General features: G+C 52.4%; 6 protein-coding genes. All 6 read left to right on the top strand.

The features are described from left to right. Nucleotides 1-148: 148 nt before the first annotated feature. The 6 genes from MJO57_RS06555 to MJO57_RS06530 all read left to right on the top strand — a co-directional run bounded on the left by MJO57_RS06555 (nucleotide 149) and on the right by MJO57_RS06530 (nucleotide 12788). Entirely contained in the window at nucleotides 149-544 is a 396-nt protein-coding gene (locus MJO57_RS06555; protein WP_252023881.1) for a hypothetical protein, read from the top strand. An 82-nt stretch (nucleotides 545-626) separates the two neighbouring features. Then, the gene (locus MJO57_RS06550; RefSeq protein ID WP_252023879.1) at nucleotides 627-2636 is read left to right on the top strand and encodes a lipopolysaccharide assembly protein LapB; all 2010 of its coding nucleotides are present in this window, start codon (nucleotides 627-629) and stop codon (nucleotides 2634-2636) included. Between the two features lie 251 nt (nucleotides 2637-2887). Then, the gene (locus tag MJO57_RS06545; RefSeq protein ID WP_256491761.1) at nucleotides 2888-4165 is read left to right on the top strand and encodes an IS4 family transposase; all 1278 of its coding nucleotides are present in this window, start codon (nucleotides 2888-2890) and stop codon (nucleotides 4163-4165) included. 240 nt (nucleotides 4166-4405) lie between these two features. Beyond that, nucleotides 4406-6892 (top strand): hypothetical protein, encoded by a 2487-nt coding sequence (locus tag MJO57_RS06540; RefSeq protein WP_252023877.1) that lies wholly within the window; start codon nucleotides 4406-4408, stop codon nucleotides 6890-6892. Between the two features lie 183 nt (nucleotides 6893-7075). Next, entirely contained in the window at nucleotides 7076-9835 is a 2760-nt protein-coding gene (locus tag MJO57_RS06535; RefSeq protein WP_252023875.1) for a lipopolysaccharide assembly protein LapB, read from the top strand. A gap of 304 nt (nucleotides 9836-10139) precedes the next feature. Then, a complete protein-coding gene (locus MJO57_RS06530; protein WP_252023873.1) occupies nucleotides 10140-12788 on the top strand; it encodes a lipopolysaccharide assembly protein LapB in 2649 nt (882 codons plus the stop codon). The last annotated feature ends 261 nt before the right edge of the window (nucleotides 12789-13049 follow it).

Genomic DNA, 13049 nt, shown 5'->3' with positions numbered 1-13049 from the left:
TCCATACATGAACACAACTTCTCATTCTACCATCTGTAAAGACTCTTCGGGGCCACTCTCTGGCTCTCCTGTCAGAGGAAGAGGAAGAGGAAGAGGCAGGGGAAGAGCTGGTGGGCCCGGTGTTGCGTCAGGCTGGTCGGGAATAACAGTGAGGCCAGTAACCCCGGTTGGCACCGGTGGATTAAGGCAACATCCTGTCGAGGGCTCTCATCGATTAGCCTCAACAAGAACGATAACAACGACAGGAAATACAGAACAACTTCTTTCTCAGGGGTACGAATTACTCAGGGAAAGGCAATGGGACCCGGCGGTTAAGGTATTTCAGGCGATCAAACCGGAGACTCGGAAGCAGCATGAAAACAAAATCAATGGCCTTGCCCGGGCACTTTATCCCCAGCCCGGAAAGGCTAAAACTGCACTGGATTTATTAAATCAATTACCTGTTTCTGTCCAGACCGCTACCCTGCTGACCAAGTCCAGGGTTCTACAAGCCCTGCACCGTCATGAAGAGGCCGAAGCTCTGCTAAAGCAGGCAGATTGTTAAGAAGGAAGGAGGTGATCCGGAAGCAGGCAAGGCCTGCAAGAATCATGATACCAATCTTACGCTGGCCCGTCTCTGGCAGGTGATGGGTAAACTCGTTCAAGCCGAACGCCTGCTGATCGGGACGTTCAGGCAGGAATCGACGGCGGCGGACGACCTGGAAGCTGGCAGGGCCAGCAAGAACCATGAAACGAATCTTACGCTGGCCCGTCTCTGGCAGATGACGGGTAAACTCGATCGAGCCGAACGCCTGATGATCGCGACGTTCAGGCAGGAATCGACGACGACGGACGACCCGGAAGCAGGCGGGGCCTGCAAGAATCATGAAACAAATCTTACGCTGACCCGTCTCTGGCAGATGATGGGGAAGCTCATTAAAGCCGAACGGCTGCTGATCGCCATGTTCAGGCAGGAATCAGCGAGGGCGGGCGACCTGGAAAGAGGCAGAGCCTGCAAGAACCATGAAACGAATCTTGCGCTGACCCGTCTCTGGCAGTTGATGGGCAAGCACGATAGCGCCGAACAGCTGCTGATTGCCATGTTCAGGCAGGAATCAGCGACGGCGGGCGACCTGGAAGCAGGCCGGGCCTGCAAGAACCATGAGACGAATCTCACGCTGGCCCGTTGCTGGCAGACGATGGGAAAGCTCAATAAAGCTGAACATCTGCTGATTGCCATGTTCAGGCAGGAATCAGCGAAGGCGGGCGACCTGGAAGCAGGCAGGGCCTGCAATAACCATGAAACAAATCTTTCACTGGCCCGTCACTGGCAGATCATGGGTAAGCTCGATGCATCCGAACGCCTGCTGATTGCCACGTTCAGGCAGGAATCATCCAGGGCAGACGACCTGGAAGCCGGTCAGTCCTGCAAGAATAATGAGACGAATCTTGCGCTGGCCCGGCTCTGGGAGATGATGGGTAAGCTCGATCAAGCCGAACGCCTGCTGATCGTCGCGTTCAGGCAGGAATCGGTGAAGGCAGACGACCTGGAAGCAGGCAGGGTCTGCAAGCACCATAATACCAATCTCGCACTGGCCCGTCTCTGGCAGATGATCGGTAAGCTCAATAAAGCCGAACGCCTGCTGATTGCCATGTTCAGGCAGGAATCGGCCAAGGCAGTTGACCCGGAAGCAGGCAGTCCCTGCAAGAACCATGAAACGAATCTCGCGCTGGCCCGTCTCTGGCAGGCGATGGGTAAGCTCAATAAAGCCGAACGCCTGCTGATTGCCACGTTCAGGCAGGAATCGGTGAACCCGAATGATCTGGAAGAAGGCAAGGCCTGCAAGCACCATGAGACGAATATTACGCTGGCCCGTCACTGGCAGATGATGGGTAAACTGGATAAAGCCGAACACCTGCTGATTGCTACGTTCAGACAGGAATCGGTCAAGGTAGGTGATCTGGAAGTAGGCAAAGCCTGCAAGAACCATGAGACGAATCTGGGATTGGCCTGTCTCTGGCAGATCGAGGGTAAACTCGGTAAAGCCGAACGTCTGCTGATCACCACGTTCAGGGAAGAATCAACCCAGGCGGGTGACCCACAAGCAGGCGAGGCCTGCAACAACCATGAAACGAATCTCACCCTGGCCCGTCTCTGGCAGCTGATGGGTAAGGTCGATAAAGCCCAACGTCTGCTGCAACAATGCCTGTCCGATCAGACGTTGGTCGGTGTACAAAAAGACCGTTACCGGCTGGCATTAAGCATTCTGCATTCCGGGACCGATGAATTTGATGCGTATATTGGTGATATCACCAACGATGTCGATAAGGCGCTCGCCCTGTCAATCCATCGATTCATGATTTATTGCCAGCGTGTCGTCAAAAATGGTTCGCAAGAGTCTGTATTACTGGATCAGGCCTTCAATAGTGTGGAAGAAGCTATGCAACTTCCTTCCTCCAGTGAAAAGCGGGCACAATTGTTGTCGCAAAAAGCGCACATCCTGAGAATGCAGAAAAAGGCCGAAAGCGAATGGCAATCGCTTTTTCAGCAAGCAGCCTGTTTAGACCCTTCAAGGTTATTAAAAGAGAAAACAGAACCCTGGAGGAAAACAGAGAAACGGGCGTTGGAAATGTTAAATATCCTGAGCCCCGCTTGACGATTTGAAAAGTCGCCCAGTACTCAAATTTATTGCAGGCTTGAAAAAAAATGCCCGGACGCTGATCCGCAGTGATAGCACAGAATAAACCATCATTGTTAATCCATGGTCTTAGGGTAGACATTAAGCTCAAAAAAGGTTCGTTTCCGGCGGCAGAACCCACCTTGAACAGCCACAATAAAGCTTCGAAACCATTATCAATGGCTGAACAAGATGAGTACTGCAAATAGTAGATTAGTTGAAAAAAACTGTTGACCTGTTTCGACCGGTCAGAACTCCTAAGTATGGCGGAACAGCTTGGTTTTACTATACGACAGCGAGATATCCGTCCTTTGGATTTTATCCTCTCACTGATCGATGCCCTCGCTGGTGATGGAAACTGCGATACCCAGGCGGATCTACACCGTAAATTTAACGAGTTGACGGGGCTGAATGTCTCTTATCGTTCTTGGGCAAATCAAGCTAAAAAGGACGCGCTGCCTACTCTTATCCTGTGGCTATGGGTGCAGTGTCTGGAAATATTTTCCCGCAAAGTCATGGCGTTTGATGAAGACAGTCCATTTTCAGAGTTTGAGCACATTCTGATTCAGGACGGTTCGTCACAAGCTGTCTATGATGCCCTGAAAGAAGCATTTCCCGGCAGGTTCTCAACGGTCAGTCCTGCTGCCGTCGAGCTTCATACGACAATGGATCTTCTCACCAACAACCTGGTGCGGGTGCAGCTGACTGAAGATACCCGTTCAGAAAGAGACTGTCTGCCACCACTGCCAACATCCATGGCCTATATCCTGATGCTAATGGATGCCGGTTATTTTGAGCTGGAACTCTTTGCCGCTATTGATGACAGGGAGGGTTCTTTTATCTGCAAGGCACCTCAGAGTATCAACCCGACGATACTCAGCGCGGTACGGGAGGATGGCAAGAATCTCAATCGCTACAAAGGACAAAAACTGAAGGATGTACTGTCTGGCTTCCCCAAAGACCAGTGCCTCGACCTGGATGTAGAATGGCCGGGATTCAAAGCCTGGCCATTCCGCTTGGTTGTCCGCTGGAATGACAAAAAACAGAAGTGGGTTTTCGTTGTGACCAACCTGAACCGGGTGGAGTTCACCTTGAGTGATGTGCTCCAGGCCTATCGTCTACGGTGGCAGATAGAGCTGATTTTCAAAGAGATCAAATCCTATTCAGGGTGGCATCGTTTTAACACCAAATCAGCGACACTGGTGTTTAGCCTGATTCTGATGTCCTTTGTGGTTGTGACGTTGAAAAGGTACCTTGCCCATGCTGCACAGGCGAACCTCTGTGAAAGTGGGAGCATTGAGGAAATCTCGACGCACAAGGTGATGAAAAGTGGGACTCACCTGTTTGGTAATGTGATTTCATCGTTGATGAATGCAGGAAAGTCATTGGTCTCATGCATTAAAAAGCTACTGGACTTCTGGGGAAATAATGCGAAACGAGAACACCCTGCACGGGATGGTTGTTCAGGGCGTACAAGATTAGGCTTCTGTGCAGTGGGTGGAGCTTAATGTCTACCTTAAGAATCCATGGTGAGATGGCAATGAGCACGGTATGACGGCTATTCCATCATCTGATTAATGGAACCAAACTGGCTAAGGGATGTCATTCATGACATGAACACAACTTCTCATTCTACCATCTGTAAAGACTCTTCGGGGCCACTCTCTGGCTCTCCTGTCAGAGGCAGAGGCAGAGGCAGGGGAAGAGCTGGTGGGCCCGGTCTTGCGTCAGGCTGGCCGGGAATGACAGTGAGGCCAGTAACCCCGGTCGGCACCGGTGGGTTAAGGCAACATCCTGTCGAGGGCTCTCATCGATTAGCCGTAACAAGAGCGGTAAAAACGACAGAAAGTAATACAGAGGAGCTTCTTTCTCAGGGGTTCGAATTACTCAGGAAAAGGCAGTGGGACTCAGCCGTTAAGGTGTTTAAGGCGATCAAACCGACGAATCAAATACAGAATGAACGTAAAGTCAATGGTCTTGCCCGGGCACTTTATCACCAGCCCGGAAAGGCTGCAGAAGGACTGGATTTATTAAATCAATTATCAGCTCCTATCAAAACCAATACTTTGATGACAAAGTCCAGGATTCTGCAAGCACTGCAACGTTATCAAGAGGCAGAAGATCTGCTAACGCAGATTGTTAAGAAGGAAGCAGGCGATCCGGAAAAAGGCAGGGCTTGCAAGTATCGTGATGCCAATATCACGCTGGCTCGTCTCTGGCAGGTGATGGGTAAGCTCGATAAAGCCGAACGCCTGCTGATCGCTACATTCAGACAGGAATCGGTTAAGGCGGATGATCTGGAAGCAGGCAGGGCCTGCAAGCATCATGGGACGAATCTTGCGCTGGCCCGACTCTGGGAAATCATGGGTAAACCCAATAAAGCCGAACACCTGCTGATTGCTATGCTCAGGCAGGAATCGGCAAAGGTAGGCGACCCGGAAACAGGCAGGGCTGGCAAGCAACATGAGACGAAACTCACGCTGGCTCGTCTCTGGCAGATGATGGGTAAGCTCGATAAAGCCGAACGCCTGCTGATCGCCACGTTCAGGCAGGAATCGGTGCAGCCGGGTGATCTGGATGCAGGCAGGGCCTGCAAGCACCATGAAACGAATATGGGGCTGGCCCTTCTCTGGCAGATGATGGGCAAGCTCGATAAAGCTGAACGCCTGCTGATCGCCATGTTCAGGCAGGAATCGGCCAAAACGGGCGACCCGTTAGCAGGCGGGGCTTGCAAGAACCATGAAACGAATCTTACCCTGGCCCGTCACTGGCAGATAATGGGTAAGCTCGATATAGCCGAACGCCTTCTGATCGCTACGTTCAGGCAGGAATCGGCAAAGCCGGGTGACCTGGATGAAGGCAGGGCCTGCAAGAACCATGAGACGAATCTCACGCTGGTTCGTCTCTGGCAGATGATGGGTAAGTTCGATAAAGCCGAACGTCTGCTGATTGCCATGTTCAGGCAGGAATCGTCCAGGGCGGACGACCTGGAAGCAGGTCAGTCCTGCAAGAATAATGAGACGAATCTTGCGCTGGCCCGTCTCTGGCAGATGACGGGTAAGCTCGATCATGCCGAACGCCTGCTGATCGCCACGTTCAGGCAGGAATCGGTGCAGCCGGGTGATCTGGAAGCAGGCATGGCCAGCAAGCACCATGAGACGAATCTCACGTTGGCCCGTTTCTGGCAGATGACGGGTAAGCTTGATCAAGCCGAATGCCTACTGATTGCCATGTTCAGGCAGGAATCGGCCAAGGCGGGTGACCCGGAAGCAGGCAGCCCCTGCAAGAACCATGAAACGAATCTCGCACTGGCCCGTCTCTGGCAGGGGATGGGTAAGTTCAATAAAGCCGAACGCCTGCTGATTGCCATGTTCAGGCAGGAATCGGCCAGAGCGGGTGACCCGGAAGCAGGCAGCCCCTGCAAGAACCATGCAACGAATCTCGCGCTGGCCCTTCTCTGGCAAGGGATGGGTAAACTTGATAAAGCCGAACGTTTGCTGATTGCCACATTCAGGCAGGAATCGGTGAACCCGGGCGACCTGGAAGCAGGCAGGGCCTGCAAGCTCCATGAGACCAATCTGGGGCTGGCCCGTCTCTGGGAGATGATGGGTAAGCTTGATCAAGCCGAACATCTGCTGATCGCCACGTTCCGGCAGGAATCACCGAATGCAGGCGACCTGGAAGCTGGCAGGGCCTGCAAAAACCATGAGACGAATCTCACGCTGGCCCGTCTCTGGCAGCTGATGGGCAAGGTCGATAACGCCCAACGTATGCTGCAACAATGCCTGTCCGATAAGACGTTGGTCGATGTGCAAAAAGACCGTTACCGGCTGGCATTAAGCATTCTGCATTCCGGGACCGATGAATTTGATACCTGTATTGGCGCTATCACCAACGGTGTCGATAAGGCACTTGCCCAGTCCATCCATCGTTTCAGAATTTTTTGCCAACGTGTTGTCGAAAACGGTTCGCAAGAGCCTGTATTTCTGGATCAGGCCTTCAATTATGTGGAAGAGGCTATGCAACTTCCTTCCTCCAGTGAAAAGCGGGCACAATTGTTGTCGCAAAAAGCGCACATCCTGAGAATACAGAAAAAGACCGAAAGCGAATGGCAATCGCTTTTTCAGCAAGCAGTCTGTTTAGACCCTTCAAGGTTATTAAAAGAGAAAACAGAACCCTGGAGGAAAACCGAGCAGCGGGCGTTGGAAATGTTAAATATCCTGAGTTCCGCATAACGTTTGAAGTTTGATTGAAGATGGAACCAAACTCGTTAGGGGTTGTAATGTCAAGACATGAACACAACTGACTACTCTACCATCGGTAAAGTCTCCTGCGGGCCAATCTATAGCTCACCTCCCATTAGCGGAAGCGGAGTCGCTAGCTGGGCTGCAATTGTATCAGGCTCTCCGGGAGCGACAGTGAAGCCGGCAGCCTCTGCAGGCACCCCGGGGTTAAGACAAAATCCTGCCCGGGATTCTTATCAGTCTGCCGTAACAAGAACGGTAACAACGACAGGAAATACCGAGGAGCTTCTTTCTCAGGGGTTTGAATTACTCAGGAAAAGGCAATGGAACTCGGCTGTTAACGTGTTTCAGGCGATCAAACCAGAGACTCCAAAACAGAATGAACGTAAAGTCAATGGCCTTGCCCGGGCATTGTATCACCAGCCCGGGAAGGCTGCAGAGGCACTGGAGGTATTAAATCAATTACCGGCTTCTGTCCAGACCGACACCTTGCTGTCAAAATCCAGAATTTTGGAAACACTGGAACGTTATCAAGAGGCAGAAGATCTGCTGAAGCAGATAGTTAAGAAGGAAGCGGGCGACCCGGAAAAAGGCAGGGCCTGCAAGCACCATGGGACGAATCTTACGCTGGCCCGTCTCTGGCAGATCATGGGTAAGCACGATAAAGCTGAACGCCTGCTGATTGCGACGTTCCGGCAAGAATCGGCGAAGGCGGGTGACCCCAAAGCAGGCATTGCCTGCAAGCATCATGATACGAATCTCACGCTAGCCCGTCACTGGCAAATCATGGGTAAGCACGATATCGCCGAACGCCTGATGATTGCCACGTTCAGGCAAGAATCTGCGCAGGCAGGTGACCTGGAAGCAGGCAGGGCCTGCAGGTACCATGACACGAATCTGGGGCTGGCCCTTCAGTGGGTAATGGTGGGTAAGCTTGATCAAGCCGAAGGTCTGCTGATCGCCATGTTCAGGCAGGAATCGGCAAACCCGGGCGACCTGGAAAACGGCAGGGCCTGCAAGCACCATGAGACCAATCTCACGCTGGCTCGTCTCTGGCGAGTGATGGGCAAGCCTGATAAAGCCGAACGTCTGCTGATTGCTACATTCAGACAGGAATCGGTTAAGACGGATGATCTGGAAGCAGGCAAGGCCTGCAAGCACCATGAGACGAATCTTGGGCTGGCCAGGCTCTGGGAGATGATGGGTAAGCTCGATAACACCGAACGCTTGCTGACTGCTACGTTCAGGCAGGAGTCGGTGAGTGCGGGCGACCTGGAAACAGGCAGGGCTTGTAAGAACCATGAGACGAATATCACGCTGGCCCGTCTCTGGCAGATGACGGGTAAGCTCAATAAGGCCGAATGTTTGCTGATCGCCACCTTCAGGCAGGAATCGGCGAAGCCGGACGATCTGGAAGCAGGAAGGGCCTGCAAGAACCATGAAACGAATCTTTCGCTGGCCCGTCACTGGCAAATGATGGATAAGCTCGATAAAGCCGAACGCCTGCTGATTGCCATGTTCAGGCAGGAATCTGCGAAGGCTGCCGACCTGGAAGCCGGCAGAGCCTGCAAGCATCATGAAACGAATCTTGGGCTGGCCCGTCACTGGCAGATAATGGGTAAACTTGATAAAGCCGAACGTTTGCTGATTGCCACATTCAGGCAGGAATCGGCGATGGCGGGCGATCTGGAAGCCGGCACAGCCTGCAAGAATCATGATACAAATATTACCCTGGCCCGTCACTGGCAGATAATGGGTAGGCTCGATATCTCCGAGCGCCTGCTGATCGCCACGTTCAGGCAGGAATCGGCAAACCCGGGCGACCTGGAAAACGGCAGGGCCTGCAAGCACCATGAGACGAATCTCACGCTGGCCCGTCTCTGGGAGATGATGGGTAAACTCGATAAAGCCGAAAGCCTGCTGATCGCTACGCTCAGGCAGGAATCGGTGACGGCAGGAAACCCGGAAGAAAGTGGGGCCAGCAAAAGCGCAGAGACGAATCTCACCCTGGCCCGTCTCTGGCAAATGATGGGCAAACTCAATAAAGCTGAATGCCTGCTGATCGCTAAGTTCAGACAGGAATCGGCCCTGGAGGGCGACCTGGAAGCAGGCAGGGCCTGCAAGCACCATGAAACGAATCTTATGCTGGCCCGTCACTGGCAGATAATGGGTAAGCACGATAAAGCAGAATGTCTGCTGAGTGCCATGTTCAGGCAAGAATCAGTACAGCCGGGTGACCTGGAAGCCGGCAGGGCCTGTCAGAACCATGAGACGAATCTGGGGCTGGCCCTTCACTGGGAAATGGTGGGTAAACTCGATAAAGCCGAACAACTGCTGATCAGTACGTTAAGGCTGGAATCGTCGAAAGCGGTCGACCCGGAAGCAGGCCAGACCTGCAAGCACCATGAGACGAATCTCACGCTGGCCCGTCTCTGGAAGATGATAGGTAAGGTCGATAACGCCCAACGTTTGCTCCAGCAATGCCTGTCCGATAATACGTTGGGCGAGGTTCAAAAAGACCGTTACAGGCTGACATTGTGCATTATACATTCCGGGACCAATGAATTTGACAGGTATATTGGAGACATGACCAACTGTGTCGATAAGGCACTGGCCCAGTCAATCCATCGATTCAGGATTTATTGTGCACGTGTTGCTGACAACGGTTTGGAAGAGCCTGTATTCCTGGATCAAGCTTTCAATTATGTGGAGGAAGCTATGCAGCTTTCTTCCTGCAGTGAAAAACGGGCACAATTGCTGTCGCAGAAAGCGCACATCATGAGAATGCAGAAAAAGGCTGAAAGCGAATGGCAATCGCTTTTTCAGCAAGCAGCCTGTTTAGACCATTCAAGAGTTTTAAAAGAAAGAACAGAGCCCTGGCGGAAAACCGAGCAGCGGGCGTTGGAAAAGTTAAACATCCTGAGCCCCGCTTGACGATTTGAAGTCGTCCAGTACTCAAATTTATTGCAGGCCTGTAAAAAAGTGCCTGGACGCTGATCCGCAGTGATAGCACAGAATAAACCATCATTGTTAATCCATGGTGAGATGGCAATGAGCACGGTATGACTGCTATTCCATCATCTCCATCATCTGATTAATGGAACCAAACTGGCTAAGGGTTGTCATTCATGACATGAACACCACGGCTCATTCTACCATCTCTAAAGAACCATCCAGACCAATTTACAGATCACCACCTCCCGTTGGCGGAAGAGGAAGCGCTAGCTGGGCTGCAGTGGTGTCAGGCTCTCCGGGCACAGCAGTGAGGCCGGCGACCTCTGCCGGCACCCGTGGGTTAAGACAAAATCCTGCCCGGGGTTCTTATCAATCGGCCGTAACAAGAGCGGTAAAAACGACAGAAAATAATACAGAGGCGCTTCTTTCTCAGGGGTTCGAATTACTCAGAAAAAGGCAGTGGGACTCAGCCGTTAAGGTGTTTAAGGCGATCAAACCGGCGACTCAAATACAGAATGAAAGTAAAGTCAATGGTCTTGCCCGGGCACTTTATCACCAGCACGGAAAAGCTGCAGAAGCACTGGATTTATTAAATCAATTATCAACTCCTATCCAAACCAATACTTTGATGACAAAGTCCAGGATTCTGGAAGCACTGAAACGTTATCAAGAGGCAGAAGATCTGCTTATGCAGATTGTTAAGAAGGAAGCAGGCGATCCGGAAAAAGGCAGGGCTTGCCAGTACCATGACACCAATATCATGCTGGCCCGTCTCTGGCAGGGGATGGGTAAGCTTGATCAAGCCGAACGCCTGCTGATCGCTACTTTCAGACAGGAATCGGTTAAGGCGGATGATCTGGAAGCAGGCAGGGCCTGCAAGCATCATGAAACGAATCTGGGGCTGGCCCGACTCTGGGAGATCATGGATAAACCCGATAAAGCCGAACGCCTGCTGATTGCTACGCTCAGGCAGGAATCGGCAAAGGTGGGGGCCCCGGAAACAGATAGGGTTGGTAAGCACCATGAGACGAAACTCACGCTGGCTCGACTCTGGGAGATGATGGGTAAGCACGACAAAGCCGAATGCCTGCTGGTCGCTATGTTCAGGCAGGAATCGGTTAAGGCGGGGGACCTGGAAGCCGGCAGAGCCTGCAAGCACCATGAGACGAATCTTATGCTGGCCCGTCTCTGGCAGATCATGGGTAAGCACGATAACGCAGAACGCCTGCTGATTGCCATGTTCAGACAAGAATCGCCGCAGGCAGGCGATCTGGAAGCCGGCAGGGCCTGCAAGTACCACGATACAAATCTCACGCTGGTTCGACTCTGGGAGATGATGGGTAAGCACGACAAAGCCGAATGCCTACTGATTGCCACGTTCCGGCAGGAATCGGCCAAGGCCGGTGACCTGGAAGCCGACAGAGCCTGCAAGAATCATGAAACGAATCTGGGGCTGGCCCGTCTCTGGCAGACGATGGCTAAGCTTGATCGAGCCGAACGTCTGCTGGTCGCTACGTTCAGGCAGGAATCGGTTAAGGCGGGGGACCTGGAAGCCGGCAGAGCCTGCAAGCACCATGAGACGAATCTCGCGCTGGCTCGCCTCTGGCAGATGATGGGTAAACACGATAAAGCCGAACGCCTGCTGATTGCCATGTTCAGACAGGAATCGGCGCAGGCAGGCGATCTGGAAGCCGACAGGGCCTGCAAGTACCACGATACAAATCTCACGCTGGCCCGTCACTGGGAAATGATGGATAAGCTTGATCAAGCCGAACGCCTGCTGATTGCCACGTTCCGGCAGGAATCGGCCAAGGCCGGTGACCTGGAAGCCGGCAGAGCCTGCAAGAATCATGAAACGAATCTGGGGCTGGCCCGTCTCTGGGAGTTGATGGGTAAGTTCGATCAAGCCGAACGCCTGCTGATCGCCACCTTCAGGCAGGAATCGGCGCAGACGGGCGACCCGAAAGCAGGCAGGGTCTGCAAGAACCATGAAACGAATATTACCCTGGCCCGTCTCTGGCAGGTAATAGGTAAGTTTGATCAAGCCGAACACCTGCTGGTCACTACCTTCAGGCAGGAATCGGCCAGGCCGGGTGATCTGGAAGAAGGCAAGGCCTGCCAGCACCATGAGACCAATCTGGGGCTGGCCCGCCACTGGCAGTTAGTGGGTAAGCACGATAAAGCCGAGCGCCTGCTGATCGCCACCTTCAGGCAGGAATCGGTTAAGGCGGGAGATCTGGAAGAAGGCAGGGCCTGCATGAACCATGAGACGAATCTGGGGCTGGCCCTTCAGTGGGAAATAGCGGGTAAACTCAATAAAGCCGAACAACTGCTGATCAGCACGTTCAGGCTGGAATCGACTAAGGCAGACAACCCGGAAGAAAGCCAGGCCTGCAACAACCATGAAACGAATCATACCCTGGCCCGTCTCTGGAAGATAATGGGTAAGGTCGATCAAGCCCAACGTCTGCTCCAACAATGCCTGTCCGATCATACGTTGGTCGAGGTTCAAAAAGACCGTTACCGGCTGACATTAGCCATTTTACATTGTGGGACCCATGAATTTGACAGGTATATTGGTGCTATCACCAACGGTGTCGATAAGGCACTTGCCCAGTCAATCCATCGATTCATGATTTACTGTGAGCGTGTCGACAAAAACGGTTCGGCAGAGCCTATTTTACTGGACCAAGCCTTCAATTATGTGGAGGAGGCGATTCAACGCTCTTCCTACAGTGAAAAGCGGGCACAATTGTTGTCGCAAAAAGCGCACATCCTGAGAATGCAGAAAAAGGCTGAAAGCGAATGGCAATCGCTTTTTCAGCAAGCAGCCTGTTTAGACCCTTCAAGGTTATTAAAAGAGAAAACAGAACCCTGGAGGAAAACAGAGAAACGGGCGTTGGAAATGTTAAATATCCTGAGCCCCGCCTGACGATTTGAAAAGTCGTCCAGTACTCAAATGTATTGCAGGCTGGCAAAAAAAGTGCCTGAACACTGATCCGCAGTGGTAGCACAGAATAAGCCATCATTGTTAATCCATGGTGAGATGGCAATGAGCACGGTATGACTGCTATTCCATCATCTCCATCATCTGATTAATGGAACCAAACTGGCTAAGGATTGTCATTCATGACATGAACACCACGGCTCATTCTACCATCTCTAAAGAACCATCCAGACCAATTTACAGATC

The organism is Endozoicomonas sp. SCSIO W0465 (assembly GCF_023716865.1).
GTDB lineage: Bacteria > Pseudomonadota > Gammaproteobacteria > Pseudomonadales > Endozoicomonadaceae > Endozoicomonas.
Note: the sequence above shows the minus strand (reverse complement) of the source record. Positions and strands in the feature narration are given on the sequence as shown.